Source organism: Roseateles sp. P5_D6 (genome assembly GCF_054049415.1).
The window spans coordinates 72,932-98,847 of the sequence record NZ_JBFUMK010000013.1 but is presented as its reverse complement, the minus strand read 5'-3'; the positions used below and the strand labels follow the sequence as shown (position 1 = coordinate 98,847).

Annotated in this window: 28 protein-coding genes; 8 read left to right on the top strand and 20 right to left on the bottom strand. The window is 68.0% G+C overall.

The genetic code is table 11. The features are described from left to right. Nucleotides 1-27: 27 nt before the first annotated feature. From ACXJKM_RS18405 to ACXJKM_RS18385, 5 genes are all read right to left on the bottom strand, one after another. On the bottom strand, nucleotides 28-1,212 hold the full coding sequence (locus tag ACXJKM_RS18405; protein WP_457323845.1) for an EAL and HDOD domain-containing protein: 1,185 nt from the start codon (nucleotides 1,210-1,212) through the stop codon (nucleotides 28-30). Between the two features lie 157 nt (nucleotides 1,213-1,369). Then, on the bottom strand, nucleotides 1,370-2,653 hold the full coding sequence (gene flgL, locus ACXJKM_RS18400; protein WP_457354237.1) for a flagellar hook-associated protein FlgL: 1,284 nt from the start codon (nucleotides 2,651-2,653) through the stop codon (nucleotides 1,370-1,372). A gap of 3 nt (nucleotides 2,654-2,656) precedes the next feature. Then, nucleotides 2,657-4,639, bottom strand: coding sequence for a flagellar hook-associated protein FlgK (gene flgK / locus ACXJKM_RS18395; protein WP_457354235.1), 1,983 nt, complete (start codon nucleotides 4,637-4,639; stop codon nucleotides 2,657-2,659). Nucleotides 4,640-4,812: 173 nt separating this feature from the next. After that, nucleotides 4,813-5,685 (bottom strand): flagellar assembly peptidoglycan hydrolase FlgJ, encoded by an 873-nt coding sequence (flgJ, locus tag ACXJKM_RS18390; protein ID WP_457354233.1) that lies wholly within the window; start codon nucleotides 5,683-5,685, stop codon nucleotides 4,813-4,815. Beyond that, nucleotides 5,685-6,866, bottom strand: coding sequence for a flagellar basal body P-ring protein FlgI (locus ACXJKM_RS18385; protein WP_457354231.1), 1,182 nt, complete (start codon nucleotides 6,864-6,866; stop codon nucleotides 5,685-5,687). Before ACXJKM_RS18385 ends, flgJ begins: the two co-directional genes overlap by 1 nt. A 151-nt stretch (nucleotides 6,867-7,017) precedes the next feature. On the opposite strand from ACXJKM_RS18385, the gene ACXJKM_RS18380 reads away from it, so the two are divergent. From ACXJKM_RS18380 to ACXJKM_RS18365, 4 genes are all read left to right on the top strand, one after another. After that, nucleotides 7,018-7,416, top strand: coding sequence for a DUF4148 domain-containing protein (locus ACXJKM_RS18380; RefSeq protein ID WP_056199163.1), 399 nt, complete (start codon nucleotides 7,018-7,020; stop codon nucleotides 7,414-7,416). A 344-nt stretch (nucleotides 7,417-7,760) separates the two neighbouring features. After that, nucleotides 7,761-8,852, top strand: a complete 1,092-nt coding sequence (locus ACXJKM_RS18375; protein ID WP_056199160.1) for a glycosyltransferase — start codon at nucleotides 7,761-7,763, stop codon at nucleotides 8,850-8,852. Next, the gene (locus tag ACXJKM_RS18370; RefSeq protein ID WP_457354229.1) at nucleotides 8,852-9,781 is read left to right on the top strand and encodes a glucosamine inositolphosphorylceramide transferase family protein; all 930 of its coding nucleotides are present in this window, start codon (nucleotides 8,852-8,854) and stop codon (nucleotides 9,779-9,781) included. The genes ACXJKM_RS18375 and ACXJKM_RS18370 overlap by 1 nt, the downstream gene beginning before the upstream one ends. Before the next feature lie 47 nt (nucleotides 9,782-9,828). Further along, on the top strand, nucleotides 9,829-11,097 hold the full coding sequence (locus ACXJKM_RS18365; RefSeq protein WP_056199154.1) for an amidohydrolase: 1,269 nt from the start codon (nucleotides 9,829-9,831) through the stop codon (nucleotides 11,095-11,097). On the opposite strand, the gene ACXJKM_RS18360 is transcribed toward ACXJKM_RS18365, so the two are convergent. The 8 genes from ACXJKM_RS18360 to flgB all read right to left on the bottom strand — a co-directional run bounded on the left by ACXJKM_RS18360 (nucleotide 11,087) and on the right by flgB (nucleotide 16,992). Then, a complete protein-coding gene (locus ACXJKM_RS18360) occupies nucleotides 11,087-11,815 on the bottom strand; it encodes a type 2 periplasmic-binding domain-containing protein (protein WP_082532751.1) in 729 nt (242 codons plus the stop codon). The two genes, ACXJKM_RS18365 and ACXJKM_RS18360, sit on opposite strands and share 11 nt — an antisense overlap. Before the next feature lie 76 nt (nucleotides 11,816-11,891). Further along, entirely contained in the window at nucleotides 11,892-12,566 is a 675-nt protein-coding gene (locus ACXJKM_RS18355; RefSeq protein WP_457354227.1) for a flagellar basal body L-ring protein FlgH, read from the bottom strand. A gap of 10 nt (nucleotides 12,567-12,576) precedes the next feature. Beyond that, nucleotides 12,577-13,359 carry a flagellar basal-body rod protein FlgG gene (gene flgG, locus ACXJKM_RS18350; RefSeq protein WP_056199143.1) on the bottom strand — a complete coding sequence of 261 codons (783 nt, stop codon included), beginning with the start codon at nucleotides 13,357-13,359 and terminating at the stop codon, nucleotides 12,577-12,579. Nucleotides 13,360-13,361: 2 nt separating this feature from the next. After that, entirely contained in the window at nucleotides 13,362-14,093 is a 732-nt protein-coding gene (gene flgF, locus ACXJKM_RS18345) for a flagellar basal-body rod protein FlgF (RefSeq protein WP_457354225.1), read from the bottom strand. Nucleotides 14,094-14,115: 22 nt separating this feature from the next. Then, nucleotides 14,116-15,462 (bottom strand): flagellar hook protein FlgE, encoded by a 1,347-nt coding sequence (flgE, locus tag ACXJKM_RS18340; protein WP_056199137.1) that lies wholly within the window; start codon nucleotides 15,460-15,462, stop codon nucleotides 14,116-14,118. Between the two features lie 28 nt (nucleotides 15,463-15,490). Continuing rightward, entirely contained in the window at nucleotides 15,491-16,132 is a 642-nt protein-coding gene (locus tag ACXJKM_RS18335) for a flagellar hook assembly protein FlgD (RefSeq protein ID WP_056199134.1), read from the bottom strand. A gap of 16 nt (nucleotides 16,133-16,148) precedes the next feature. Beyond that, nucleotides 16,149-16,565 carry a flagellar basal body rod protein FlgC gene (gene flgC / locus ACXJKM_RS18330; protein ID WP_056199131.1) on the bottom strand — a complete coding sequence of 139 codons (417 nt, stop codon included), beginning with the start codon at nucleotides 16,563-16,565 and terminating at the stop codon, nucleotides 16,149-16,151. 13 nt (nucleotides 16,566-16,578) lie between these two features. Continuing rightward, a complete protein-coding gene (gene flgB, locus ACXJKM_RS18325; RefSeq protein WP_056199128.1) occupies nucleotides 16,579-16,992 on the bottom strand; it encodes a flagellar basal body rod protein FlgB in 414 nt (137 codons plus the stop codon). A gap of 158 nt (nucleotides 16,993-17,150) precedes the next feature. On the opposite strand from flgB, the gene flgA reads away from it, so the two are divergent. From flgA to ACXJKM_RS18310, 3 genes are all read left to right on the top strand, one after another. Next, nucleotides 17,151-17,861: a flagellar basal body P-ring formation chaperone FlgA gene (flgA, locus tag ACXJKM_RS18320; protein WP_157281724.1), complete on the top strand. Its 711-nt coding sequence runs from the start codon at nucleotides 17,151-17,153 to the stop codon at nucleotides 17,859-17,861. A 138-nt stretch (nucleotides 17,862-17,999) separates the two neighbouring features. After that, entirely contained in the window at nucleotides 18,000-18,332 is a 333-nt protein-coding gene (flgM, locus tag ACXJKM_RS18315) for a flagellar biosynthesis anti-sigma factor FlgM (RefSeq protein WP_056199125.1), read from the top strand. A 3-nt stretch (nucleotides 18,333-18,335) separates the two neighbouring features. Next, nucleotides 18,336-18,725, top strand: coding sequence for a hypothetical protein (locus tag ACXJKM_RS18310; protein ID WP_056199123.1), 390 nt, complete (start codon nucleotides 18,336-18,338; stop codon nucleotides 18,723-18,725). Between the two features lie 116 nt (nucleotides 18,726-18,841). Here the strand turns inward: ACXJKM_RS18310 and ACXJKM_RS18305 are convergent, their stop codons facing one another. The 7 genes from ACXJKM_RS18305 to ACXJKM_RS18275 all read right to left on the bottom strand — a co-directional run bounded on the left by ACXJKM_RS18305 (nucleotide 18,842) and on the right by ACXJKM_RS18275 (nucleotide 25,322). Further along, entirely contained in the window at nucleotides 18,842-19,198 is a 357-nt protein-coding gene (locus ACXJKM_RS18305; RefSeq protein ID WP_162247811.1) for a DUF4148 domain-containing protein, read from the bottom strand. Between the two features lie 211 nt (nucleotides 19,199-19,409). Then, entirely contained in the window at nucleotides 19,410-19,841 is a 432-nt protein-coding gene (locus tag ACXJKM_RS18300) for a DUF1841 family protein (protein WP_056199117.1), read from the bottom strand. 36 nt (nucleotides 19,842-19,877) lie between these two features. Continuing rightward, a complete protein-coding gene (gene kefC, locus ACXJKM_RS18295) occupies nucleotides 19,878-21,725 on the bottom strand; it encodes a glutathione-regulated potassium-efflux system protein KefC (protein ID WP_056199115.1) in 1,848 nt (615 codons plus the stop codon). Further along, the gene (gene kefF, locus ACXJKM_RS18290; protein WP_082532748.1) at nucleotides 21,722-22,378 is read right to left on the bottom strand and encodes a glutathione-regulated potassium-efflux system oxidoreductase KefF; all 657 of its coding nucleotides are present in this window, start codon (nucleotides 22,376-22,378) and stop codon (nucleotides 21,722-21,724) included. The genes kefC and kefF overlap by 4 nt, the downstream gene beginning before the upstream one ends. 285 nt (nucleotides 22,379-22,663) lie before the next feature. Continuing rightward, on the bottom strand, nucleotides 22,664-23,215 hold the full coding sequence (locus ACXJKM_RS18285) for an outer membrane beta-barrel protein (protein ID WP_457323402.1): 552 nt from the start codon (nucleotides 23,213-23,215) through the stop codon (nucleotides 22,664-22,666). Nucleotides 23,216-23,277: 62 nt separating this feature from the next. Next, nucleotides 23,278-24,666, bottom strand: a complete 1,389-nt coding sequence (locus ACXJKM_RS18280; protein ID WP_457354221.1) for a sensor histidine kinase — start codon at nucleotides 24,664-24,666, stop codon at nucleotides 23,278-23,280. Next, entirely contained in the window at nucleotides 24,663-25,322 is a 660-nt protein-coding gene (locus ACXJKM_RS18275; RefSeq protein ID WP_056199107.1) for a response regulator, read from the bottom strand. The genes ACXJKM_RS18280 and ACXJKM_RS18275 overlap by 4 nt, the downstream gene beginning before the upstream one ends. An 85-nt stretch (nucleotides 25,323-25,407) precedes the next feature. On the opposite strand from ACXJKM_RS18275, the gene ACXJKM_RS18270 reads away from it, so the two are divergent. Beyond that, nucleotides 25,408-25,863 (top strand): MaoC family dehydratase, encoded by a 456-nt coding sequence (locus tag ACXJKM_RS18270; RefSeq protein ID WP_457354219.1) that lies wholly within the window; start codon nucleotides 25,408-25,410, stop codon nucleotides 25,861-25,863. The last annotated feature ends 53 nt before the right edge of the window (nucleotides 25,864-25,916 follow it).

Genomic DNA, 25,916 nt, shown 5'->3' with positions numbered 1-25,916 from the left:
AGCCGATGATCCGCAATGGCGCCTTGCTCATTCGAGCTGGGTGGCCTTGTGCAAGGCCCGCAGCACGCAGGCGTTGATCTCGCCGGCGCCGAGCATCAGCGCGTCAGCGCGTTCGCGGTAGTCGAACACGCTCTCGGATTCGATGGCGCGCACCAGCTCCAGATAGGGGTGGAAGGGGCCGCTGTCGTCCACCAGGGCCTGGCGCACACGCTCGGGCACGGGAATGCTTTGCAGCAACTTCTCGAACGGCGCCTTGAGCATGTGGTCCAGCAGCGAGAACAGGCCACAGATGAACATCTCGTCGCGCTGCTCGCGGTCTTCGATGCTGGCGGCAAATTCCTCCATCAGCAGGCCGCGGCGCACGGCGCCGAACATGATGGGGCGCATGCTGTGGTCCTTGCTGGCCGTCGTCAGCAGCAGGGCCAGCCAGCGTTTCAGGCGCGCATAGCCGAGCAGCATGATGGCGTGACGGAAGCTCGACACCTCGACCGGCAGGCCGAAGGCGGCCGAGTTCATGTAGCGCAGCAGCTTGAAGGCCAGGCTGGGGTCGCGCTTCAAGGTCTGCTCCAGGCGCTCGACGTCCTCGCCTTCGTCGACGCGTGAAATGAGCTCCATGATGACCTGCAGGTCGGCCGCGATCTCAGTCTTGGCGGCGCCGGCGGTCGCTTCGTAAGGGCCGTCCATGGGCCAGCCGATGACGATTTCGGCGCCGGCCTTGAAGCTGGCGTCGATAGCGTCGGCGCCACGCACGCCGGCATGCACGACGGCAACGCCGGCCGGCGCGGCCTGGCCGGGCTCCAGCACCACCTGCCTGAAGGCGGCGCCGACGGCGGCCGGCAGCGGTGCATTGGGCAGGCCCTTGAGCAGGCCCCTGTGGCCAGCCGCCTTCAACGCGGCGATGGCGTCGCCGTGCGCGGCATCAGCGGCGATGAAGGCCGGCACCTCGATCTGGGTCGGCTCGGCCGGCGGCTGGGCCAGCAGGGCGGTCAGCAGGGCTTCGCCCTGGGCGCTGATGACGGCGCCGCCCTGGGGCCAGGTCGCGGCCAGCGCGGCCAGCAGCTCGGCGTGATCGGTCCTGGCATCGGCGCGCAGCGGCACCAGCGTCAACCGTGTGCCGGCGATGTTGCGCTGGCGGTCGATGACGGGGGCATAGCCCAGGGCAACACCGGGCAGGATTGCGCGATCGAGAGCGGCGGGAGAGTTGTCGGACATGGCGCGGCGCTGGGCTGGCGGTGAATGCGGCAGTCTGCCACGAGCGCCGCCGCCCTACCGGGACGATTCGTGACCGAATTCATTCGAGGCGATGACACACCAGAGATGGGAGCCGACGGCGCGGTGCCGTCCTGAAGCCACGTGCAGCGGGGCGTGCCTAGCCCTGGATGTACTGGAACAGTGTCATGCGCTGGACCATGGCATAGGTCTTGAGCGCCGTTTCGTAGCCGGTCTGTTGGTTCTGGAAGTCGGAAATGCCTTGCACCATGTCCAGATCCTCGGCTGCGCTCTTTTCCTCGGCGCTGTACTGCTTCAAGGCGGCCAGGCGGCTTTCGGTGCCGTCGAGGTTGTTCAGACGTTCGCCCACCTGGCTGCGCATGCTCTGCATATTGCCCATGACGGCGTCGATGTCGCGGATGCTGGTGGTGTTGGCCTGGGTCACCTGCGTGGGGGTGCGCTGCGTGGTGTTGAGGTCGGCGATGGCCTTGTCGATGACGTCGAAGACCTTGAGGCCGTTCTTGGAGCCGGCGATGGCGAAGGCGTCGCCGTCGACCGGCGTGCCTGAAACGGTGAAGGCCATGCCGTCGCCCGTGATGGCCTGGCCCGGCTTGAAGCTGCCGCTGGAGACGACGCTGCCGAGGTCGGTGTCGGTCAGCGTGTAGGTCTGCGAGGGCGTGGCGCCGGCGATGTCGACACGGTAGTTATGGCCGGTCAGCAGCTTGGGGTCGATGGTGCGGCCGCTGTCGATCCATCCCGAAGCCACGTTGCCGGTGATGCCGTTGACCAGCGGGCCGCCGGTGGCCGGGTCGATCAGCTGCACGACGGACTTGCCGGTCGTGGGGTCGGTGGTCAGCGTGCGCGGCGCCGTCTCGAAGGAGCCATTGCCACTGCCCGCCTGCTCCCAGGAGGCGCGGCCATCGATGGTCAGCTGGAAGTTGTCGAGGTTGCCGGTCTGGATGTTGCCGGGCACGCCGATGTAGCTGACGCCGCCGGCTTGATCCAGGAAGGGTGGGGTGGAGGCGCCCTGGCCGGAGAAGATGTAGCCGCCGGAGCCGTCGGGCCGGTTGGCGATGGCCAGCAACTGGTCGCGGATGCCCTTGAGCTTGGTGGCCAGCCCCTGGCGTTCGGCGTCGGAATAGCTGGCATTGCCAGCCGAAACCATGGTTTCACGGGCCTGCTGCAGCAGCTCGTTGGCGTCGCCCAGGGCCGATTCGCCCAGGGTCATGCTGTTGCGGCTGGCCTCCAGTGCACGCTGGTTGGCCTCGACGCGGCCGATGGAGGCCAGAGCCCGCTCGGCGCGCGCAGCGCCGGTGGGGTCGTCGCTGGCCAGGGCGATGCGCTTGCCCGAGGTCAGCTGCTCTTGCTGGGTCTGCATCGCGTTCTGCCGGCGCTGCAGATTGGCGATGGACGCGTCGAAGAGGTTGGCGGTAGCGAGTCTCATGGATTACCTCTGCGCAATTCGCATCAGTTCGTCGAACAGGGTCTGGGCTGTCTGCAGCACCTTGGCGGCGGCCTGGTAGCCCTGCTGGAACTGCATCAACCGCGAGGCTTCCTCGTCGAGGTTGACGCCGGCCTGGCCGGCGCGGCTGGTCTCGGCATCGCCGGCGACGCTGGTGGACACGTCGGACAGGTAGTTGGCGCTCTGCACGCGGGCGCCGATGTCGCTCATCGCCGCGGCATAGGTGTCGTTGATGGTCGAACCCGGCGTGAAGCCGCCGCCAGCCAGCACCTGGCGGCCGACGAAGGTTTCGCTCTGGATGTTGAGGAAGGCCTTGGCGTTGCCGTTGTTCGTGGCGGTGTAGGTCGTCGGGTCGATGGCGATCTTGTCGCCGCTGCGCGGCACGCCGTTGGTGCGCAGCTCGAAGCCGAGGTCGATGCCGGCGGCGGGTTGGTTGCCGATGGGCTGGCCCGAGCTCCAGATGCCGCTGAGCACGCTGCCGTTGGCCAACGTCAGCGTGTACTGCACATTGTTGGCGTTGGCCGGATCGGGCGCACCGAACTGCAGGGTCATGGGCGCCGTGGTCGGGTCGAAGTTCTGGTTGACCGCGTAGATGCTGTCGACGCTGAGGGTGCCGGTGTTGTTGACGTTCGTGGAAGCGGTCAGCGGCGACGCGGCAGCGATGCCCGTGGGGGCGTCCAGCACGCGCTTCATGTTGACGGCGGCGGAACCCACGGGCTCGATGAGGAAGCTCTCACCCGCGGCCGGCGCTGCAGGGGTGAAGACGATCTTGAAGCCATCGATGGTGTCGCCGTCGTTGACGGTGCGCACCAGCCCGTCGGACAGGCGCGTCAGCTCATAGCTGCCGGACGTGCTGGAGCTCAGTTTGTAGCTGCTGGCCTGCAGCTGGCTGGCGTCGACGATGCTGGCCGCGACGCCGTTGGTGAAGCCACCGCCGGGGGTGCGCTGGTTGCTGGCCGCCGGCAGCACGTTCGGGACGGCGACGCTGAAGATGGCGGCACCCTTGCCGGGCGGGTTGGACAGGTCCAGGCCGAGGGCGTTCTGGTCGTTGACGCGCGTGCCGATGGCGGCTGCGAGCTGGCCCAGCAGGTTCTTTGCGTCCTGCAGATCCTTGTTCTGGAAGCTCAGCAGCGCGGTCATCGAGCCGCCGGTCAGCACGCTCTCGTCCAGCGGCCGGCTCTGGCCGCCTTCGTTCAGCGACACCACGGCGCGCAGCGGGTCGTAGGCGTCGGCCGAGACCTGCAGCGACGAGGCCTGGTTGCCGAGCACAAGGCGCTGGCCGCCGCCGATGAAGACGCCGACGGTGTCGTCGTCGGCGGCCAGCGTCGTCACCGCCACATGCTCACCGAGCTGCGAGATCAGCCGTTCGCGCTGGTCCATCAGGTCGTTGGGTGTGTGGCCGCTGCCGCGGGTCTTGGAAATCTGGTCGTTGATGTTGGCGATCTGCTGCGCGAGCTGGTTGACGACGACGACATTGGCCTTGAGGTCGCTGACGACGCCGGCCTGCAGATCGGTGACCTGCTGGCCGGCGTTGGAGAAGCGCACGGCCAGCTCGTTGGCCCGGCCCAGGGCCACCTGGCGCGCCGACGGGTCGTTGGGGCGGCTGGTCACGTCGACCATGGCGTTCAGGAACTGGCTGGCGGCATAGCCCAGGCCCTCGGTGCCGGGCGGGAAGATCTTCTCCATGCGCGCCAGTTGCTCGGCACGGGTGGAATCGGCCATGGCGGTGGCCTTGGAGGAGGCGGCCTCCTTGGTCAGGAACTCGTTGTGCGAACGCACGACGGTCTGCACGTCCACGCCCTTGCCGAAGAAGCCGGCACCGGTGTATTGGCCGGCCGAGGTTGTCAGCACCACGGACTGGCGCGAATAGCCCGGCGTGCTGGCGTTGGCAATGTTCTGGCCGATGGTCTGCAACGCCGCCTGGTTGGCGAACATCGCGCGGGCGCCGAGAGTGAGCAAGCCGGCCATTTCAGTTCTCCGTTCCGCGCACGCGGCAGTTGCGGTGCATCAGATTTGCGGGCCGAGCGCCGGGCCGCTCCCTAGCCGGCCCGCGCTGGCGATGTGCTTGCCGGTCGAACCGGCAAGCATCGCCGTCCCCGCGGGGGACCGACCAAGATTCTTCTTGGGCGAGGGGCGTCATATCAGGCCATGAGCGTGCTCTGCACGCGCTGGGTGGTTTGGATGGTCTTCGCCAGCTTCTCGGCATAGGCCGGGTCGGTGGCGTAACCCGCTTGCTGCAGGCCGCGGGCAAAGCCGGCGGCATTGCCGTTCTGGGCTTGCGCCACGACCTTGGCATAACGGTCGTTGCCGCTGATCAGCTTGGCGTAGTCCTTGAAAGCCTCGTCGTAGCTGCCGTAGGCGCGGAACTTGGCCGTGACCTTGACGGCCTGGCCATTGATGACCTCGGTCGTCTTCACGTCGACGGTCTTGCCCTTCCAGCCCGGCGTGGCCTTGATGCCAAAGACGTTGTGCGAAGGCGTGCCGTCGGCGCCGGTGATCTCGCGCTTGCCCCAGCCGCTCTCGTGGGCGGCCTGGGCCACCATGAAGCTGGCCGGGATGCCGGTGGCGGTTGACGCGGCGCGGGCCGCGGCATCGTGCTTTTGGATGAAGCCCTGCACGTGGTTGGGGATGCCCTTGGTGGCCAGGGCCGGCAGGGCCTGGGCCAGCGTCGTCTGGCTGTTCTTCTTGATGTTCTCGGGCGACAGGTCCTGGATGCCCATCTGGCGCTGCAGCTGCTTCTGGATCGCCTCCGACAGGCCGCCGGGGAGGCCGCTCATCTTGCCGGCGAACTGCGTGTCCAGCATTTCGGTGCCGAGCTGGGTCGCGTTGTTGTCCAGCATGCCGCTGGACAGGGTGGACGCGCGCATGCTCTTCATGACTTCCTGCATGAAGAGCGACTCAAACTGCTTGGCCGTCTCACGGATGCTCGCCTTGGGGTCGCGCGAGGCCTGCGCCTTGAGCGCATCAAGGCTGCCCAGGCTCTGGCCGGAAATGGACTGGAACGACGACGACATCAGATCACCTCGAGCTCGGCGTTGAGGGCGCCCGCACTCTTCATGGCCTGCAGGATGGCGAGCAGATCCTGAGGTGTCGCGCCGAGGGAGTTCAGGGCCTTGACCACGTCCGCCAGGCGCGCGCCGGCGGCCAGCTGGATGAGGCTGCCGGGCTCCTGGCGGATGGAGATGTCGGCCTTCTCGGCCACCGTCGTCTGACCGCCGGACAGTGCGTTGGGCTGGCTGATGATGGGCGTGGAGCTGATGGTCACCGACAGGCTGCCGTGCGCGACGGCGCAGGAAGACAGCGTGACGGCCTGGTTCATGACGATGGAGCCGGTGCGCGCATTGATGACGATGCGGGCCGCGGGCGTCGCCATGTCGATGGCGAGGTTCTCGACGTCGGCCAGGAAGCCGACGCGTTCGTCGGGCGTGGACGGCGCCTTCACGCGCACGACACGGCCGTCCAGCGCCTGGGCGATGCCCGCGCCCTTGGCCTTGTTGATGGCCTGGGCGACGGCGCGCGCGGTGGCGTAGTCGCTGCTGTTCAGGTCGAGCTGGATGCTGTCGCCCTGGGACAGGGGCGTGGGTACCGAGCGCTCGACGAGGGCGCCTGCCGGGATGCGGCCGGCGCTGAGGTGGTTGATCTGCACCTTGGAGCCGCCGGCGGAAGCGCCTGCGCCGCCGACCACGAGGTTGCCCTGGGCGATGGCATAGATCTGGCCATCGGCGCCGCGCAGGGGCGTGGCGATCAGCGTGCCGCCGCGCAGGCTCTTGGCATTGCCGATGGAAGAGACGTTGATGTCCAGCTGCTGGCCGGGCTGGGCAAAAGGCGGCAGCGAGGCCGTCACCATGACGGCGGCGATATTGCGCGGCTGCATCGTGACGCCCTGGGGCAGCAGCACGCCGAACTGCTGCAGCATCGCCGTCAGGCTCTGGCCGGTGAAGGGCGCCTGCGTCGTCTGGTCGCCCGTGCCGTCCAGACCAACGATCAAGCCGTAGCCGGTCAAAGGGTTGGAACGCACGCCGGCGACCGAGGCGACCTCCTTGATGCGCGCGGCATGGGCAGGGGCAACGGGCGCCAGCACGACGGCCAGGCTGAGGAGGAGGGCTTGCAGGTACTTCACTCGACCGATTCTGCGGATCCTTGAGCCCGCGAAGCCGACGAAAAGGGCGCGGTCAGCCCCGCTTTTCTGAACCATTGGTCGTGGCCGCCATGAGCCGCGGGTATTTTTCACACCCCGCCGAGGCTGTAAGGCCGGCGACCTTCGCCCGACCACTCACCACCTGTGAGCACTGAGGCGCCCAGTCAGCACAGCAACCTCTCTTCCACCGTCCCTTTTGGAGACTGACATGACACGCCTTTCCCTGCTGACCCTCGTGCTGGCCACCTCGCTTGCTGCCTTTTCTGCCCCCAGTCAGGCCCAGGGCCTGACCCGCGAACAGGTCAAGATGGAGCGCGACACCTTCCTGGCCCTGATGCGCTGGGACGAACTCACCGGCATGTGGGTGCTGAAGTCCGGCATGGAGCCGCCCAAGGGTGTCATGTCGCGTGCCGAGGTTCTGGCGATGCGCGACCAGTTCCTGCGCATGAATGTCTACGACGACACCGTCGGCAGCTGGGTGCCGATCAAGGCGCCGCGCGACATGAGCACGCTGACGCGCGAGCAGGTCAACATGGAGACGCTGCGCTTTTTGATGATGTATCGCTACGACGAGCAGCGCAACGAGTGGGTCAGCAAGATGCGCTGAGCCCTGCAGCCCTGTCGGGGCAATCCGGACATGGATGCCCGACCGCTTGGTCGGGCATTTTCCGTTGCCGTCTGCAAGGTCCGGCTAAGCCCTTGGACCTGCGTGCGTGAGATCCTGTCAATCCCGACTTCCGGCCCGCCGTAGATAGACCGAGGCCGCGATGTCTCCGCCGGCTCCCCGGGACTGCTAAACGTTTTCCCGCATTCCCGCCAATTGCGGACGTTTGAGAGCAATTGGGAGCTTAGCGGCACCCGTTTGCGGAGGGGCGGTGACAGGTTTCTGAATGTGTATATCGGTAAAGTTTTGCTTGCCGATTCGAGCTGCATTCAGTTGCAAGACCTGCCATGCCCCCGCCCTTCGAACCGTTGACCCTGGTTCATGTCGTGTTTTCATCCCGCATCGCGGGCGGTGAGCGGCATTGCATCGACCTCGCCAATGCCCAGGCCGCGCTGGGCCATCGTGTCCACGTCATTGGCACGGCCAATTCCGTTGTTGCCGCTGCGTTGGCTCCCGCGGTGCGCTTCCACGGGCTGAAACTGCCGCTGCTGCGCGGCTGGCGAGTGGCCAACCTGGCGCGCCGGCTGGCGGCCGATGTCTGCCATGGCCATCTCGGCCCGGCCTGCAAGGCCGTCGCGCACGCCCGGCCTTCGACCCGCGTCGGCACCCTGCACGTCGGCTACAAGGCTCATCACCATGCACGCATGGACGGCCTCATCTGCGTGAATCGCGCCCAGTACGAGAGCCTGCCTGAGCGTGAAGCGCTGGCCAGCGTCATCTACAACTGGGCGCCGGAGCGCGACGCCGCGGCCGCCGCCCGTCACACCGATCTGCGCGCCGAGCTCGGTCTGGCACCCGGCCAGCTGCTGGTCGGCAGCGTGGGCCGCCTGCACCGCAGCAAGGGCATGGACTTGCTGATCGCCGGCTTCAGGGCTCATGCACCGGCCGATGCCGTGCTGGCCATCCTGGGCGAAGGGCCGGACGAGGCCGCGCTGAAGGAACTGGCTGCGGGCGACTCGCGTGTGCGCCTGCTGGGTTTTCGCAGCGATGTTGATCAGGCRTTGAAATCCTTCGATCTCTTCGTGTCACCGTCGCGTGAGGAGGCTTTTCCGCTCGCCATCCTGGAGGCCATGCGCGCCGGGTGCGCCGTGCTGTCCAGCGCCACCCAGGGCCCACGGGAGATGCTGGCCGGGCAGCCCGCCCGGTTGGTGCCGGTGGGTGATGCCCACGCTCTGGGCCATGCGATGGCCGAGGAACTGGTCCGGCTGCGCAGCCTGCTTCCTCAGGAGCGCAGCGTGCGTTACGCGACGGCGGCCTACGATCGCACCAATGCGGTTGCCCGCACGCTGGGCTTTTATCGCGACGTGATGCTCCATCGGGCTGCCCGGGCCAGGGGCTTCGACGCTGAGGATGAAGCTCACGCCGCCTGGCACGTTTGATGTTCAAGCGGCCGCGCACCGACTTCTGGCAGGTCGGCATCGTCCCTGTTCCCATTGAAGACATCGATGCCCGCCGGCTGAGCGCCGCGCGGGAGCGCATCACATGGTTGCCCGATGCCGGCCGCTGGCGTTACCTGGCCGACCCTTTCGGCCTGGTACGTGGAGACGCCCTGCACGTGTTCGTCGAGGCCTTCGACTACCGCGTCAAGCGTGCCACCATCGAGCGCCACGAGTTCGGCCTCCCCGACCTGGCCTGGCGCCGCCAGTCGACGGTGCTGGACCGGCCCTTCCACCTGTCCTATCCCCAGGTCTTCGAGCACGACGGCGAAACCTGGATGGTGCCGGAGAGCTACCAGGCCGGTGAGATCGCCCTCTACCGCGCCTGCGACAGGTCCCTCAATCACTGGGAACGCGAATGCGCCTTGCTGGGCGGCCTGCCCGGGGCGGATGCGTCCATCATCGAGCATGAGGGACACTGGTGGATGTTCTACACCCTGGTCGGGCCGGGAGCGCGCGACCAGCGTGAACTGCACATGGCCCATGCGCCGGCATTGTTCGGGCCCTGGGTGCCACTGGCCGCCAACCCGGTGCGCGTGAACCGCGAAGGCGCCCGCCCGGCGGGCCGGCCCTTCATCGGCCGTGACGGCGTGCTGATGCTTCCGGTGCAGGACAGTTCGACCGGCTATGGCGGCGCGACCCGCCTGCTGCGTTTTCCGCGTCTGACGCCCGGGCAGGTCGAGATCGAGGCGAGCCTGGAGCGGCTGACCGGCGATCTGGTCAGCGACAGCCACCAGGCCGGCCTGCACACACTGACGGGCTGCGGCGGTTACACGCTCATCGACGTGAAGCGCATCGACCGCTCGCGCGGCAAGCAGTGGTTGGATCTGAAACGTCGCTTTACACGGATAGGGCGCCTGTTGGATCGCTGAGACGCCGCCAGCACACACCCGGGCCGCACAGGTCTACCATGGCTTTCATGAGCCCCCAGCCTCCTTTTAGCGAGCGCATCGCCGCGCTGACAGCGGCCCTGGAGCCCCAGGTCATCGCCTGGCGACGCGACCTGCACCAGCACCCCGAGCTCGGCAACCGCGAATTCCGCACCGCGTCCGTCGTCGCCGAGCATCTGCGCAGCCTGGGCTTTGACGAGGTCAAGACGGGCGTCGCCCACACGGGTGTCGTCGGGCTGCTCAAGGGCGGCCTGGCCGGTGGTGTTGTCGCGCTGCGGGCCGACATGGATGGCCTGCCGGTCACCGAAGAAGTGGAGCTGCCGTTCGCATCCAAGGCTCGCGCGGTATGGAACGGTGAGGAGGTCGGCGTCATGCATGCCTGCGGGCATGACTGCCACGTCGCCATCCTGATGGGCGTGGCCAGCATCCTGGCCAGTCTGCGCGCCGACCTTCCCGGCACGATCAAATTCATCTTCCAGCCGGCCGAGGAGATGCCCCCCGAAGGCGAGGAGGGCGGGGCGGCGCTGATGATCAAGGAAGGCGTGCTGGAGAGCCCGACGCCCAGCGCCATCTTCGGCCTGCATGTCACCTCGCGCCAGCAGGCTGGCGTGATCGGCTACCGCCCGGGGCCGACGATGGCGAGCAGCGACAAGCTCAAGATCACCGTGCAGGGCAAGCAGACCCATGGCGCCGCGCCCTGGCTGGGCATCGATCCCATCGTCACGTCGGCGCAGATCGTGCTGGGCCTGCAGACCATCGTCAGCCGCACGCTCGACCTGAACCGCGAGCCGGCGGTCGTGACCATCGGCGCGATCAAGGGCGGCGTGCGCGAGAACATCATCCCGGACTCCGTCGAGATGCGCGGCACGATCCGCAGCTTCGACGAGGGCATGCGCGAGGCCATCCATGAGCGCGTGACCCAGTTGGCCGAGGGCATTTCGGCCGCGTCACGCGCGACGTGCAAGGTCTGCATCACGCGCAATTACCCGGTCACGCGCAACGACCCGGTGCTGACCGAGCAGATGGTGCCGACGCTGACCCGCGTCGCCAGCACCGGTCCGAGGCCCATGGGCATCGAGGTCGTGCCCAAGGCAACGGGCGCAGAGGACTTCTCCTTCTTCCAGCGCCTGATCCCTGGCCTCTTCTTCTTTGTCGGCGTGACGCCGCCGGAGATCGAGCCGACCAAGGCCTACTCCAACCACTCGCCGCGCTTCATCGTCGATGAGCGCGGGCTGGAGGTGGGCGTGCGCGCACTGGCCAATCTGGCCGTGGACTACCTCGAGTCCGTCAGGGCTTGACGGCGCTCGCCGCCCAGGCCGTGCTACGCAGCCTGGCGGACTCGCCGCTGGCCTCCATCTGCTGCAACGCCTTGGTCAGCTGTGGTAGCAATGCCCGGTGGCGGCCGTTCAGCAGCGCGTAGAGCGGCGTCGAGTGCAGTGCGGCGGGCAGCCTGACGAGGCCGTCGGTCTGGTCGGTGTCGATGTCGGGCTCGCCGGCCATCGACGCAAACAAGGCCAGATCGATGGTGCCAAGGCGCAAGAGGCGCAGCAGATCTTGCCGGGTGGTGGCGTCGACACGGCGTGGCGCGTCGGCCAGCAGCTTCTCCAGCGCAATGACGCCACGCGGATAGCCGACCCGCCAGGCCGTCAGCGAATTCAGGTCGGTCGGCATGGCTTCGCCGCGCCGCACATAGCCCCGCACCTCCATCGTGGCCAGTGGCACCGGCACGAGCAGCATCGTGGGATGTTCTTCGGCGACGGCGCGGATGCGCATGGTTTCGCCATCCAGCAGGCCTTGCTCGGTCATGACCAGCGAGCGGCGCAGAGGCAGTGGTTCGAACTGCACCTCATGGCCCAGCGAAGCCAAGGCGTGCCTCAGCAGTGTGCGGACGGCTGGCGACAGGCCACTCTGATCATTGGCATCGGTGGCAAAGCGCAGGGGCGGCGCGGCCGCCGCTGCCAGCGGCAGCCAGGCCAGAACTGCCAGGCCGGCTTCACGACGCCGCCACAACTCCATGTCCCTCACCCCGCCGCGCGCTTTTTCTTCTCCCTTTGCGCCGATGTTAGGCGCAAGGGACGGGCGGCGGTGTGAGTCAGCTCGGCGCGAGGTTCAGGAAGAAGCGCGACAGCCAGCCCACGGCGTGGGCATCCGCCGCCGCGCCGCGGCCGCGCTGCTCGATGCGCACGTTGGCGACCGAGGTCGACGGCACCGCATTGCCCTGGGCAATCATGCGCGGATCGACCTGGCCGGAGAAGCGCAGCACGTCGACATTGCGGTTCACGCCGATCTGCTTTTCGCCGCTGATCATCAGATGGCCGTTGGGCAGCACGCCGGTGACGACGGCCGTGATGGCGCCGGTGAACTCGTTGGTGTTCTGGTTGCTGCCCTTGCCCTTGTTGTCATTGGCCGATGTGGCCTCGGCGCTGGCCCTGCCGAATGCCTTGGGCGAGATGCCCGGCACCGCGGTGATGCCGGCCGACAGGCTGCCCGTCTTGCTCAGCTCGCTGGTGCTCGTCTGCGAAGCCGAGACGCGTTCGGTGATGTTGACCGTCAGCGTGTCGCCGACGAGGCGGGCGCGGTGGTCCTCGAACAGCGGGCGGTAGGCAGCGGCCTGGTAAATGGAGCCATTGGTGGGCGCCATGGCCTGCACCGGCGGCAGGTTGACGACCGGCGTGTGGGCCAATTCGACCTGGGGCTCGGGATAGGGCGTGGCGCAGCCGGTGAGCAAGGCAGGGATGGCGATGGCGATCAGGGCGAGGTACTTCATGGCGATTGCCTTAGATCTGGGCGAGCTTCTGCAGCATCTGGTCGGAGGTCTGCACGGCCTTGGAATTGAGTTCGTAGGCGCGCTGGGTCTGGATCATCTGCACCAGTTCCTCGACGACGTTGACGTTGGAGGTCTCGACGAAGCCCTGTTGCACCGCGCCAATGCCGTTGTTGTTGGGCGCGCCGGTGTTGGGTGTGCCGCTGGCGGCCGTCTCGGTGAACAGGTTCTGGCCCTTGGGGTCCAGGCCGGCCGGATTGACGAAGGTGGCGAGCTGCAGCTGGCCGACGGTCTGCGCCGCGGCCTGGCCGGGCAGCGTGACGCTGACGGTGCCGTCGTTGCCGATGGTCAGGCTCTGAGCGTTGGCGGGAATGGTGATGCCGGGCAGCAGCGTGTAGCCGTTGTTGGTGACCATCTGGCCATTGGCATTGAGCTGGAAAGACCCGTCGCGCGTGTAGGCGGTCGTGCCATCGGGCTGCTGGATCTGGAAGAAACCGTCGCCCTTGATGGCCAGGTCCAGGTTGTTGCTGGTCTGCTGCAGATTGCCCTGCGTGTAGATGCGGGCCGTGGCCACCGGGCGCACGCCCAGGCCGACCTGCAGGCCGGTGGGCAAAGTGGTCTGGTCGGTGCTGTTGGCACCGGCCTGGCGCATGTTCTGGTAGATCAGGTCCTCGAAGACGGCGTGCGAGCGCTTGTAGCCATTGGTGGCGACGTTGGCGAGGTTGTGCGAGATGTTGTCCAGCTGGGTCTGCTGGGCTTCCATGCCGGTCTTGGCGATCCAGAGTGAGCGCATCATGGTCAGGTACTCCCTAAAAGTTTGGCGGACTGCTGACCCTGGGTCTGCGCGATCTGCAAGAGCTTCATCTGCTGCTCGAACTGGCGGCCCGCGGCGATCATGGCGACCATGGTCTCGACTGGGCTGACGTTGGAGCCTTCCAGCGCGCCGTCCTGCAGGCGGGCGGCCTGGTTGGCAGGAAGGTCGCCCTCTAGAGCGCGGAACAGGCCGTCGTCGCCACGCGTGAGTTGGTTGGCCGCTTCGGGCGTGACGAGCTTGAGCCGGCCCACCGTGGTCGGTTTCTGGTTCGGTGCCTTGGCACTGACGGTGCCGTCGCTGCCGATGGCCACCTCGCTGTTGGCTGGCACGTTGATCGGCCCGCCGTCGCCCAGCACCGGCATGCCGTTGCGCATGACGAGGATGCCTTCGGCGTTCACGTCCAGCGAGCCGGCACGGGTGTAGGCCTCGGTGCCGTCATTGGCCTGCACGGCCAGCCAGGCATTGCCCTGCATGGCAACGTCGAGGTTGCGGCCGGTCGGCGTGAGCGGCCCCTGGGCGTCGTTGTAGCCGATGGTGGTCTCCAGCGCGAAGGCGCGCGTGGAGGCGCCGTCGCCGCGCACCGGCACGGCGCGAAAGGCCTGCAGTTCCGCCCGAAAACCATTCGTGGTGACGTTGGCAAGATTGTGCGAGAGCACGTCCTGCCGTTGCATGGCCGCCTTCGCGCCCGCCATCGAGAGGTAGATCATGCGGTCCATCGCGCGTCCTCAGTCGTCGTGATCAGCGCAGGTTGACGATGGTCTGCAGGACCTGGTCCTGCGTCTTGATCGTCTGCGCATTGGCCTGGTAGGCGCGCTGGGCCGTCACCATGTTGACGAGCTCGGCGGTCAGGTCGACGTTGCTTTCCTCCAGCGCGCCGGACTGCAGCGCGCCCATGTTGCCGTCGCCCGGCACGCCGACGACCGCGTCACCCGAGGAGACGGTGCGGATCCAGACGTTGCCGCCCATGGTCTGCAGGCCTTGCGGGTTGCGGAAGCTGGCGAGCTCAACCTGGCCGGCCGGCTTGCTCTGGCCGTTGGAATAGCGGGCCTGGACGATGCCGTCGTTGGCGACCTGGATGCCGGTCAGCTGGCCCGGGGCATAGCCGTCCTGGGTCAGGTTGGTCACCGCGAAGCTGCTGCCGTTCTCGGTCGCGCCGGTCAGGTTGAGCTGGATACCGGGAATCGCCAGCGTCGGGTTGCCGCGCGTGCTGGTGCCGGCCGGCACGGACATAGAGATCGCGCCGGGCGGTGTCGTCGCGCTGCCGGCGATGGCCGAAGGCGCGCCGCCGGTGGGCGGGAAGGTGACGGTGGTGTAGGGGATCGTCGGGTTGCCGTTGGCGTCCAGCGGGATGGCGTTGCCAGAAGCATCGGTATCGAAGGGCGTGCCGTTGGCAGTCGCGTAGACGTTCCAGACGTCGTTGGGCGGCACGGCGCCACTGGGGTCGGTCGCGCGCTGGAAGTAGAAGGTCACGGCGACGTCCTGGCCCTTGGCGTCGTAGGCCGTCATGGACGTCGCGTTGTTGTAGGTCGCGCTGTCCTTCAGGTCCATGCCGGTGCCCGTGCCGCCACCGGGGGCGGTGGCCTTCAGGCGGGAGTCGAGGTTGAGCTCCATGCTGACCTTGGTCGTCACGGCGGGCGGGATGCCGCCGGTGGGCAGCTGCAGCGGTTGGGCCGTGCCGGGTTGGATGACACCCGCGCCATTGGCCGGATAGCCCATCAGCTTGAGGCCCTCGTTATTGACGATGAAGCCATCCTTGCTGACCTTGAACTGGCCGTTGCGGGTGTAGCGCGTCGGGTTCACGCCGTCGCTGACCTGGAAGAAGCCGCCGCCGTTGATGGCGAGGTCCATCGGGTTTTCGGTCGTCGTGATATTGCCCTGGGTGAACTGCTGGGCGACGGACTGCAGGCTGGTGCCGATGCCGACCTGGTTGGCGCCGGCGCCGTTCAGCGCGGCGGCGTAGACGTCGGAGAACTCGGCCCGCGAACCCTTGGCGCCAAAGGTGCCGGAGTTGGCGATGTTGTTGCCGATGACGTCCAGGTTCTTGGAGGCGGCATTGAGCCCGGAAAGGCCTTGCTGGAAGCTCATGGGGAGTCCTTGCTTGCGGGAGAGGTGATCAGTTGACCGAGGAGACGGCCGTGTAGTCCACGGGGCCGAGGCGTTCGAGATTGAGCTTGAGGCTGCCGTTCTCGCTGTAGACGGCGTCCACCTTGTCGTGGGCGTAGAGCGTGGACGTGACGGCCTTGGCGCCGTTGGCTGCGGTGATGCGGTACTTGACTTCAGTGCCCTCAGGCACCTTGGTGCCGGCGGGCCAGGAGAAGGTCTGGCGGCCCGAGCCCTGGGCACCCAGCTGCACGGTGTCGATGACATTGCCGGCCCCGCCGAGGATTTCCAGCTTCACGGTCTGGGCCGCGCCGTCGAGCTCGTAGCTGCCGTCGGCAGCACCGTTCTCGACTTGGATCTTGTCGCTGGGCACGCTGACCTCGCGGCCCACCAGCGAGATGGACTGCAGGGCCTGCATCTGGCCGAGCTGGCCGCCCAGGCTCTTGATGCTGGTGTCCAGCGTGGACAGGCTCGTCACCTGCTGGATCTGCGCCATCTGGCTCGTCACCTGCGCGTTGTCCATCGGGTTGAGCGGGTCCTGGTTGTTCATCTGCGCGACGAGCAGCTTCAGGAAGCGGTCCTGGGTTTCGGCGGCGTTCTTGGCGGAAACGGTGGGCGTGCCCGTCGTGCTGCCGTTGAGTGCGGTGATGTCCATAGCGGGCTTTCAGCGGTCAGGACTGGCCGAGTTGCAAGGTCTTGAGCAGCAGGTTCTTGGCCGTGCTCATCACCTCGATGTTGTTCTGGTAGGAGCGCGACGCCGAGATCATGTTGACCATCTCTTCCACCGGGTTCACGTTGGAATAGGTCACATAGCCATCGGCATCGGCCTGCGGATGCTTGGGGTCGTGCACGCGGCGGCCGGGGGTCTGGTCCTCGGTGACGCTGGTCACGCGCACGCCGGCGCTGCCGCTGTCGTTGCCGGCGCCCATCAATTGGGTCTGGAAGACGACCTGGCGCGCCTTGTAGGCCTGGCCGTCCGGGCCGGCCACGGTGTCGGCATTGGCCAGGTTGCTGGCCACGACGTTGAGGCGCTGGCTCTGCGCGCTGACCGCGCTGCCGGCGACGTGAAAGATCTGGAACATGGACATGGTTCAGTCCTCCTCAGCTCTGGTTGTGCGACTTCATCGCATCCAGCGTCGTGCGTACGGCGCCGTTGATGAAGCGCAGCGTCGCCTCGTACTTCACCGAGTTGTCCGCGAAGCTGGCACGCTCGCGGTCCATGTCGACACCGTTGCTGTCCAGGCTGGTCTGGGACTGCAGCGCGTATTCCTTGCCGCTCTCGCCGCGCGCACCGGCCAGCGGCGCGATGTGGCCGCGCTGCGTTGCGGCAAGAGCGCCGGGCGTGCCGATCTCGCCGGTGGCTTCACGCAGGGCCTTGGCGAAGTCCATGTCGCGAGCCTGATAGCCTGGCGTGTCGGCGTTGGCGATGTTGCTGGCGAGCTGGCGCTGACGCTCCGCCCGCAGCGTGAGCGCCTGGGTCTGGAAGTTCAGCGTGTCTGTCAATCGGTTCAACATCTGGGGGCCTCTTTCGAGGTTGCTTTCGAGCTGAAGGGCCGGGATGGCTCTTCTCGCAAATTGTCTGGAGCAGCTCCGAAAACATGAGCGGGATAAACGGGGGCAAAGCCGTTCAATTCCGACCTAGGGACTGCCGGCCCCTCTCTAGAGTGGCGGCCATGCTTCGTGCCACCCTGCTCCTTGTCTGCATGCTGCTCTCGGCCGATCCCGGCCTGGCGCAGGCCGTGCCTGCGTCGGTGCTTGATCCGGCGCTGGTGGAGCGGGTGCGCGTGCTGGCCGAGGCGGCCGCGCGCGCCGCGGCACCCCCCAATACTCGTGTGGCCGTTGAGATCGGCGTGCTTGACGCCCGGCTGCGCCTGGCGCCCTGCCAGCAGATCCAGCCCTATCTGCCGCCCGGCATGGCCGTCTGGGGCAAGAGCCGCATCGGCCTGCGCTGCACCGATGGCGTGGCGCGCTGGAATGTCACGCTGCCAATACGCGTTGCCGTCTTTGGCCGCGCCGTTGTCGCCAGCGGCCCGCTGCCGGCTGGTGTGAATTTGTCTCAAGAACAGCTGGCCGTGGCCGATATCGACATCGCTGCCGAGCCCGGCGCCGTCTTCACGGATCCGGCCCTGCTGATTGGCCGCACGTTGGCGCGCCCGCTGGGCGCCGCCGAGGCGGTGCGCGCGCCGGCGCTGAAGTCGCGCCAATGGTTTGCCGCCGGAGAGACCGTGCAGGTCCGGGTTGCGGGTGAGGGATTTGCCGTCGCCTCCGAGGCGCAGGCTCTGTCGGCCGGCATCGAGGGCCAGGAGGTCAGGGTGAGGTTTGAGAGTGGTCGCGTCGCCAGCGGCCGAGCAGTCGGCGAACGCCGCGTGGACGTGTTGCTATGAGCAAACTGCCACGAATCTTGAGAACTGGCCGGAAAAACCGGCCAATTCCCGCTCAAGTTCCTAGGCCCGGGGCCGATACAGGAGGAAACTCCCCTGCAATGCCCTCTGCGGGGCCCGCCCCGCACCCTGGAGAAGCTCATGAAGATCGGTAACAGCCCAGACGGCACCGCCAGCCCGCCCAAGGCCGAGCGCCCCGCCTCGCGCAAGCCCGAGGCTGCCGGTACGGCCGACGTCGTCCGTCAGACCGCCCAAGCCGCGACCTCCGCGCCCAGCGCCCAGGTCGCCATTTCCAACACCGCCAAGCTGGCTGCCAGTGGCAGCGCCGACGACGGCAGCTTTGACGCTGCCAAGGTCGCACGCATCTCCAAGGCCATCAGTGAGGGTAAGTTCACGGTCAACGCGAACGCCATCGCCGACAAGCTGGTCTCAAATGCGCAAGAATTGCTGGACAGCCGCGTCAATAAGCACTGAACCATGACCGCCATCGCTCCGTCCACCCTCGGCACCGAACTCGAACAGCCTCTGCTGGCTGTCGAGGCTGCGCTGAACCAGCTCGGTGATGCGCTGGCCCGCCGCGACGCGACGGCCATCGAACAGCATGCCGCCGAGCTGCACCAGCACCTGGCCCGCGCCGTGCAGAACTTCAGCGAAGCCGCCCGCACCGGCAGCGTGCCCAGCGCCCTGCGCAACCGCCTTGTGCGTGCCGGCGGCCTGCTGGCCGCCCAGCGCGAAGCCCTGGCCCGCGGCAATGCTTCGCTGGATCGTGCGCTGGACGTGCTGATCCCGAGCGAGCCCACCGGCCTGTATGGCGCTGGCGGCAAGGCCGAGCGCCGCAGCGTCGGCGGCGGCAGCTACCAGGCCTGATCGGTCGCTGAATACAGGAAGCCACCTGCGGGTGGCTTTTTTTCGCCTTGTCGCCCCACAAGCGCCAAAAAGAAGAGCGGCCCCGGAGGGCCGCTCGTCATGGTGCAGGGCTCCGCTTACTTGGCTGCCAGGGCAGTGGTGCGGCGCACGACCGGGGCCGGGAAATCGCCCAGCTCGCGAGCGGCGTTCTCGCCATGGTCGGCGGCCAGCGCTGCGGTCTGTTCGACCTGCAGGTCGGTCGCCCTGACCGTCAGGATGGCCTGACGGGGCAGCTTGACGGTTGCGACGGCGGCAGCCTTGGCGGTGGCCGGCGTCGTCGCTTCGACACCCTTCTCACCTTGGAGGGCAGCCAGTTCGCCGCTGTTGCGGGCGGCCACGAGGTCGGCGATGACGGATTCGCGGGTTGTTTGTGCGGAGGCGGCGCCGGCAGCGATCAGCAGGCCGGCGGCAAAGACGGTAGACAGCTTGTTCATGATGATTTCCTTCAAGTTCCGTGGCGGGTAGTTCCGCCTGGTTTGCTTGGGCATCGCGACCGCGGTGTCCATGGGCTGAACTCTAGGCAGTGCGACTCGGTAGAAACACCAGGGCCGCAGCAACGCGTCGTTCAGAAAAGGAAAACAATCAACGACCTGAATAAGCTGTTGTGCCGGAAAAATATCGAATTTATTCCGATGCTGACAGGGCTCAGCGGGTAGCCGCCTGGCGCACCTTGTCCAGATAGGCGTGCCCATCCGGCGGCAAGCCGCTTCGCTGGGACGCCCACACCATTTCCCCCAGGGCTTCCATGGCGACATGGTGGGCCTCGTGGCGGGAATTGCGCTTGGCAGCCAGCAGGTCGATGGCCTGGCGGATGCCCGAGGGCTGGTCGATGGCGTGTTGCTCGGTGATGGTCAGATGCATGGACAGATGCAGGAAGGGGTTGGTGCGTCCTTCCTCCACCGTGTAGACCTTCTCCAGCGCTGCGGCTTCGTCGGCGAGATCGGCGTGGTACTCCGGATGCTCGGCGATCCAGTCCGCTGCAAGGGCTTCCATCGGGATCAACGGCGCGCCGTCGCGCCACTTGCGGTAGGTGGCGCAGAAGAAGCGCCGGACTTCGAGCTGGGATGGGGCGAACATGACTCGATTGTCGCCGCGCACCTTCAAACCCTGCTCTCAAAGAGGCGGTGCGGCGTCCTGCCTGTCCCAGCCGCCACGCTGGGCCTTGCGGTGCGCGTCCTCGGCCTCGCGCTCGGCGGCGATCAACTGCTCGAACTGCTGGCGGCCCAGCCGGGCAGCGGCGATCAGCGCGCCCTCGTCACCCTGCAGCGGCACCATGGTGTTGAGCACGTCGATGTTGTGGCGCCGGAAGCGCATGGCCTGGCGGCGTGCGGCGTGCGGCTCCATGCCGGTCAGCTCCAGCACGCTGCGCGCGCTCATCAGCGCGGCGTCGAAGGTCTCGCGCTCGATGTGGCGCACGCCGGCTTCATGCAGCTGGTAGTAGTGCTGCACATTGCGTGCGCGGGCCACGACGGTGAGCTGCGGGAAATGCTCGCGCGCCAGCTCGGCAATCTCGACGCTCTGCGCGATGTCGTCGATGGCGATGACGAGGATGCGCCCCGTTGCCGCCCCGGCGGTCTTGAGCATGTCCAGCCGAGTCGCGTCGCCGTAGTAGACCGTCCAGTCGAAGCGACGCAGGCTCTCGATGGCCTCGGAGTCGTGGTCCAGCACCGTGGCCTCCAGCCCATTGGCGCGCAGCATGCGGGCGACGACCTGGCCGTAGCGGCCACTGCCGGCAATGATGATGGGCGAGGGCGGTGGCGGCGTAGCTTCGGCGCGCTTCTTGAGGCCGCGGCGGGCAAGCTTCTGCGACATCAGCCGGTCGCCCCCGGTCAGCAGCAGCGGGGTCAGCGCCAGCGACAGCGCGACGGCCGCCACCAGGGCCGAGTTCTGCGCCGCGCTGATCATGCCTTCGCTCTGCGCGAGCTGGAAGACGACGAAGCCGAACTCGCCGCCCTGGGCCAGCAGGATGACGAAGGCCGGCCGCTCCACCAGCGGGATCTTCATCGCCTTGGCCATGGCACCGAGCACGAGGATCTTGCAGGCGAGCAGGGCCAGCACGAGCAGCGCCACGAAGCCCGGCTGGGCGGCGACGGCCTTGAGGTCCAGCCCCATGCCGACGGCGATGAAGAACAAGCCCAGCAGCAGTCCCTTGAAGGGCTCCAGGTCGGTCTCCAGCTCGCGGCGGTATTCGCTTTCGGCCAGCAGCACGCCGGCCAGGAAGGCGCCCAGCGCCATCGACAGGCCGACGAGTTGCATCAGCGCCGCCGTGCCCAGCACCAGCAGCAGGGCCGCGGCGGTGAAGATCTCGGGTGTCTTGCTGTGGGCAATCCAGCGCAGCGCGGGCCGCAGCAACAGGCGACCGCCAAAGACGATGACGATGATGGCGCCCAGGGCCTTGCCCGCCGCCAGCCAGGTCTTGCCGTCGCTGTCGTCTGCCGCGCCGCTGAGCGCCAGCACTGGCACCAACGCCAGCACGGGAATGGCGGCGATGTCCTGCAGCAACGCAACCGACAGGATGCTCTCGCCCGCCGTCGTGCGGCCGAGGTTGCGCTCGGCCAGCACGGCCAGCGCCACGGCGGTGGACGACATCGCCAGGCCCAGGCTGACGACGACGGTCAGCCGCCACGGGTAGCCCAACGCGAGGCCCACCACAGCAAGCGCCGCCGCGCAGCCCAGCAGCTGTACGCTGCCCCAGCCGAAGATGGGCCGGCGCATCGCCCACAGCCGCTTGGGCTCCAGCTCCAGGCCGACGAGAAAGAGCATCAGCACCACGCCGAGCTCGGCGACCTCGGGGATGGCCGTGGATTCAGGGATCAGCCCGAGCACGGCCGGGCCGATCAGCAGGCCGGCGACGAGATAGCCGAGGATGGAGCCCAGGCGTGCCCAGCGCGCCAGCGGCACCGCCAGCACGGCGGCGGCCAGGAACACGAGGGGCAGTTGCAGCCAATTGCCGTGGCTCATTCGTCGCTCCCGGCATCCAACGTAGAGAACAACGGTGGCCGCTCGTCCAGAGCAACGGCCTCCTCGTCGCCGATGGCCGGCTCGGCGAGGTGCTCGCACCACTCGGGGTAGTGCGCCAGCCGCTTCACGAACAGCTCGGCATGGGCGGTGATCTCGGCGTCCGTCACGCGGTGGGCGCCTTGCAGGATCTGCGGCGGCAGGTAGTTCATGCCGCAGGTGTGGGCCGACTGCCGGTAAGGCAGCAGGAACTCGTCGATGGGGTGATGGTTGTGGCCGCCCGGCGCATAGGCCTCGGCACCGCCGCCGGTGGAGGCGACCAGCCAGAAGTCCTTGCCATGCAGGGCCGTGCCGCCGGGCCCATAGGCCCAGCCCAGGCGCGGCACCTCGTCCAGCCAGAGCTTCTGCAGTGCCGGCATGCTGTACCAGTAGATGGGATGCAGCATGACGACCAGCTTGGCGGCTTCGAGGGCGCGTTGTTCGGCGTCGACGTGGATGTGGAAGTCCGGATAGAGGCGGTAGAGGTCACGCAGCTCGACCCGGTCGACCGCAGGCGAGGCACGCAGCGCATCGAGCAGCGTGCGGGTCGCATGGGAGCGGGCCAGGTCGGGGTGGGCGGCGAGGACGAGGATGTCGCGGGCGGTACTGTCAGGCATGGCCCGCGAGATTAACTGCTCGCGGGAGCCTGTGCGGCAGCGGGCATAGCCCGCGCCGGGGTGAGTTGCGGGGACAGGCAAGGCGCTGGCGAGGCGTGGGTCGCGACCCATAACGAGCCGGCAACGCCGCATGACCCCGCAAATCACCCCGGCCCTCCGGGTTGAGCCTGGCAAGGGCGCWTGCGGCGTTGCTCGTCGTTGCGGGCGGGGGCCCGCGGCCTCCTCGCGCCTTGCCTGCACCCTTGCCAGGCTCAACGCGGGCTATGCCCGCTGCCGCGCAGGCTCCTAGAACTTGAAGGCCAGACCCACCTCGGCCTTCTGCTGCGTGAAGCGGTCGCCGTCGCTGCGGCGCGAACCGTAGCGGTTGTATTCGACGGTGGCGGACACCTGCGGTGCGAGCTTCCACTCCAGGCCGCTGCCGAACATGGGCCGCACGAAGGACTCGCGATCGGTGTGGCCCAGCGAGTCGCTGGCCTTGAGCCGGTTCACGGCCAGGCCGACCTTGCCGAAGAGTGCGAAGGAATCGCCGAGCGGGGTGGTGGCCCGTGCGGCCAGGTAGGCGACGCTTGTGGACATCTTCAGCTGGTAGGAGGAACCTGGCGTGGGGTCGGCCGCGTGGTAGCTACCGAAGGCACCGTAGCCCAGCTCGGCCGCCCAGGTGGGCGTGAACCGCAGCCCGGTGTACAGCTTCATCGCATGCGGCTTGTTGTCGTTGGCCACGTCATGGCCGTTGATGCTGAAGTTCGCCTCGCCGGGAGTAGTGAGGTTGAAGCCGACGTAGGGGTCGGCGGCATGCGCGGGCAGAGCGGCCAGCGCGGCAACGGTGAGGAACAGCACAGCTTTCAAACAAGGCTCCGGTCGGTGGTGGAAAGGACCGGGCCATTGTTGAAAGCCGTGGCTTAAGGAATGCCCAAGACGATGGCCGGCAACCGAAGTTCGAAGCGCGCACCGCAACCACTGCCGTCGGGCCACGTGAGGCCGTCGCCCAGCGTGACCTGGCCACCCAGTCGGTCGGCAGCCCGCGCCACGATGGCCAGGCCCAGCCCGCTGCCCTGCACGTCATGCCCGGCGCCGCGCCAGAAGCGCTCGAAGGCCTGAGGGCGGTCGGCGGGCGCAATGCCCGGGCCGTCATCGGCAACAGCCAGCCGCAGGCCGTCGGGCGTGACGTCGAGACTGACCTCGATGCGGCGGCCGCGGCCCACGTAGCGCAACGCGTTGTCGAGCAGGTTCTGCAGCAAGGACTGCAAGGCCACGGTGTCCAGGCGTACCGGCAGCTGGTCCGGCGCGTCCAGCGCCAGCGCAATGCCGCGCTCGCGTGCGGCGCCCGCCTGCTCGGCCAGTCGCTGTGCGCAGAAATGCGCGAGGTCGAGGGCGACCGGCGCGGCGGGCTGCTCGTTGTCGAGGCTGGCCAGGTCCAGCAGCTGGCGCGACAGGTGGGCGCTGCGTGCGATGGCTTGTTGCAGCCCGGCGGCAGCAGTGGCGCGCGCGTCGGCATCAGCTGCGTGCACGAGGGCGTGGGTCTGCGTGGCGACGACGGCCAGCGGCGTGCGCAGCTCGTGCGCCGCCTCGTGCACAAAGGCGCGTTCACGCGCGCGGCGCCGGCGCAGGCGGCTCAGCAGCGCGTCGAAGGCCTGACCCAGCGGGCGCAGCTCACGGTAGCGCAGGTCCACGTCCAGCGGTGCCAGGTCCTGCCGCAGGTCCAGGCTGTTCAGCCGGCGAGCAAAGCGGCGCAGCGGCGCCAGGCCCGTGTAGACGGCGATCCACAGCGGCAGCAGCATCAACGGGAAGCCCACCAGCAGCTGCATGCCCAGCGCGCCGCTGGCAAAGCCGAGCAACTGGGCGCGCGACAACGCCGGCTCGGCCAGCCGCAGCGACCAGCGCGGCCCGTCCTGGCGGTAGGTCCAGTGCGTCCGGCCGGCGATGGTCTGCTCGCCGACGCCCGGCTTGGCAATGGCATCGCCGGGTGCCGACGCGTAGACCTGTCGGCCTTGACGGTCCAGCAACTGCATCAGCAGCGGGCCTGTCGTCATGGTCTGCCCCATGCGCAGCCCGTTGATGTAGCGCGTGTGGCCATCGAGCACCCGGGCAGCCAGCGCGGGATCGTCGATCTCTTCCAGCCCCGCGGCGAGCTGCCGGCCCAGCTGGCGCACACCCGGGTCGGTGGCCAACTGGTGCTGGACATCGAGCTGGTCGTCCACCAGCAGCAGCACCGAGCACAGCGTGAAGGCGAGCAACAGCGCGAGGATGAGCCGGCGCGTCAGCGTGGGTTGCAGCCATTCGAACTTCATGCGCATTCGAGCCAGTAGCCCACGCCGCGCAGCGTGCCGATGCGGGCCGCGCCCACCTTGCGGCGCAGGTTGGCCAGGTGCACCTCCAGCGTGCCGAACTCCATCGGCTCGCCCAGCGGCGCCAGGCGTTGCGCGAGCTGGTGCTTGGCGACCACACCGCCGCGTTCGCGTGCCAGTTCCAGCAGCAGCTGATATTCGCGCGGCGACAGCGCCAGCTCAGCGCCCTCCAGCAGCACCCGCTGGCGACGCGGCTCGATCGTCAGGCCGCCCAGCGTCCACTCGTCGCTGGCCTGCTGGGCGCAGCGCCGCAGCACCGAGCGCAGGCGCGCCATCAGTTCGGGCATCTCGAAGGGCTTGACCACATAGTCGTCGGCGCCGCCGTCGAAGCCGGCGAGGCGGTCCTCCAGCGTGGTGCGTGCGGTGATGACGATGACTGGCACTGCGCTGCCCTGGCGGCGCCAGCGTGTCAGCAAGGCGCGGCCGTCGCCGTCGGGCAGGGTCTGGTCCAGCAGCACGGCGTCCTGCGCGGCGGGGTCGAGCTGCCGGGGCGCGTCGTTGGCGCGCCGCAGCCAGGTGCTGCTGTGCCCTTCGGTGCACAGCGCGGCCTGCAGCGCAGGCCCCAAGCCGAGGTCGTCCTCGATCAACAGAATGTGCATGGAACGGCGGTGTCGCGTGGGCTACGGTCGATCAGGGCGCGCGAGGTTAACGTAGTGGCACACCCGCCACCTTGCGTCACCCTGCATGCGCCACTTCGACACTCTTGCCGATCTCGAATCCCTGATCGGCCAACCCCTGGGCCACAGCGACTGGATCACCGTCGACCAGGCCCGTGTGAACGCGTTTGCCGAGGCGACCGAGGACAGGCAGTGGATCCACGTCGACCCCGAGCGCGCCAAGGCGGGGCCTTTCGGCGGACCGATTGCGCATGGCTTCCTGACGCTGTCGCTGATCCCGTATTTTTTTGAGACCGGCTTCTCGGTACGCGAATCGCGCATGGTGCTGAACTACGGCCTCAACAAGGTGCGCTTCACGAAGCCGGTGCCGGTGGGCAGCCGGCTGCGCGCCGGCTTCAAGCTGCTGGCCATGGACCCGGTGGCCGGTGGCGCGGTGCAGTTGACGGTGGAGGTCGCCATCGAGGCCGAGGGTGCGGCCAAGCCGGTGTGCGTCGCGGAGAGCCTGGCGCGCCATTACCGCTGAGAAGCGGTTAGGCCGGATAGCATGGCGGCCCGTTCAACGACCGCCTTCGTGCT

What these genes read in the sequence shown, in the direction of transcription:
- ACXJKM_RS18405 (WP_457323845.1), bottom strand. Translation starts at nt 1,212, where the DNA reads ATGTCCGACAACTCTCCCGCCGCTCTCGATCGCGCAATCCTGCCCGGT.
- flgL (WP_457354237.1), bottom strand. Translation starts at nt 2,653, where the DNA reads ATGAGACTCGCTACCGCCAACCTCTTCGACGCGTCCATCGCCAATCTG.
- flgK (WP_457354235.1), bottom strand. Translation starts at nt 4,639, where the DNA reads ATGGCCGGCTTGCTCACTCTCGGCGCCCGCGCGATGTTCGCCAACCAG.
- flgJ (WP_457354233.1), bottom strand. Translation starts at nt 5,685, where the DNA reads ATGTCGTCGTCGTTCCAGTCCATTTCCGGCCAGAGCCTGGGCAGCCTT.
- ACXJKM_RS18385 (WP_457354231.1), bottom strand. Translation starts at nt 6,866, where the DNA reads ATGGTTCAGAAAAGCGGGGCTGACCGCGCCCTTTTCGTCGGCTTCGCG.
- ACXJKM_RS18380 (WP_056199163.1), top strand. Translation starts at nt 7,018, where the DNA reads ATGACACGCCTTTCCCTGCTGACCCTCGTGCTGGCCACCTCGCTTGCT.
- ACXJKM_RS18370 (WP_457354229.1), top strand. Translation starts at nt 8,852, where the DNA reads ATGTTCAAGCGGCCGCGCACCGACTTCTGGCAGGTCGGCATCGTCCCT.
- ACXJKM_RS18365 (WP_056199154.1), top strand. Translation starts at nt 9,829, where the DNA reads ATGAGCCCCCAGCCTCCTTTTAGCGAGCGCATCGCCGCGCTGACAGCG.
- ACXJKM_RS18360 (WP_082532751.1), bottom strand. Translation starts at nt 11,815, where the DNA reads ATGGAGTTGTGGCGGCGTCGTGAAGCCGGCCTGGCAGTTCTGGCCTGG.
- ACXJKM_RS18355 (WP_457354227.1), bottom strand. Translation starts at nt 12,566, where the DNA reads ATGAAGTACCTCGCCCTGATCGCCATCGCCATCCCTGCCTTGCTCACC.
- flgG (WP_056199143.1), bottom strand. Translation starts at nt 13,359, where the DNA reads ATGATGCGCTCACTCTGGATCGCCAAGACCGGCATGGAAGCCCAGCAG.
- flgF (WP_457354225.1), bottom strand. Translation starts at nt 14,093, where the DNA reads ATGGACCGCATGATCTACCTCTCGATGGCGGGCGCGAAGGCGGCCATG.
- flgE (WP_056199137.1), bottom strand. Translation starts at nt 15,462, where the DNA reads ATGAGCTTCCAGCAAGGCCTTTCCGGGCTCAATGCCGCCTCCAAGAAC.
- ACXJKM_RS18335 (WP_056199134.1), bottom strand. Translation starts at nt 16,132, where the DNA reads ATGGACATCACCGCACTCAACGGCAGCACGACGGGCACGCCCACCGTT.
- flgC (WP_056199131.1), bottom strand. Translation starts at nt 16,565, where the DNA reads ATGTCCATGTTCCAGATCTTTCACGTCGCCGGCAGCGCGGTCAGCGCG.
- flgB (WP_056199128.1), bottom strand. Translation starts at nt 16,992, where the DNA reads ATGTTGAACCGATTGACAGACACGCTGAACTTCCAGACCCAGGCGCTC.
- flgA (WP_157281724.1), top strand. Translation starts at nt 17,151, where the DNA reads ATGCTTCGTGCCACCCTGCTCCTTGTCTGCATGCTGCTCTCGGCCGAT.
- flgM (WP_056199125.1), top strand. Translation starts at nt 18,000, where the DNA reads ATGAAGATCGGTAACAGCCCAGACGGCACCGCCAGCCCGCCCAAGGCC.
- ACXJKM_RS18310 (WP_056199123.1), top strand. Translation starts at nt 18,336, where the DNA reads ATGACCGCCATCGCTCCGTCCACCCTCGGCACCGAACTCGAACAGCCT.
- ACXJKM_RS18305 (WP_162247811.1), bottom strand. Translation starts at nt 19,198, where the DNA reads ATGAACAAGCTGTCTACCGTCTTTGCCGCCGGCCTGCTGATCGCTGCC.
- ACXJKM_RS18300 (WP_056199117.1), bottom strand. Translation starts at nt 19,841, where the DNA reads ATGTTCGCCCCATCCCAGCTCGAAGTCCGGCGCTTCTTCTGCGCCACC.
- kefC (WP_056199115.1), bottom strand. Translation starts at nt 21,725, where the DNA reads ATGAGCCACGGCAATTGGCTGCAACTGCCCCTCGTGTTCCTGGCCGCC.
- kefF (WP_082532748.1), bottom strand. Translation starts at nt 22,378, where the DNA reads ATGCCTGACAGTACCGCCCGCGACATCCTCGTCCTCGCCGCCCACCCC.
- ACXJKM_RS18280 (WP_457354221.1), bottom strand. Translation starts at nt 24,666, where the DNA reads ATGAAGTTCGAATGGCTGCAACCCACGCTGACGCGCCGGCTCATCCTC.
- ACXJKM_RS18275 (WP_056199107.1), bottom strand. Translation starts at nt 25,322, where the DNA reads ATGCACATTCTGTTGATCGAGGACGACCTCGGCTTGGGGCCTGCGCTG.
- ACXJKM_RS18270 (WP_457354219.1), top strand. Translation starts at nt 25,408, where the DNA reads ATGCGCCACTTCGACACTCTTGCCGATCTCGAATCCCTGATCGGCCAA.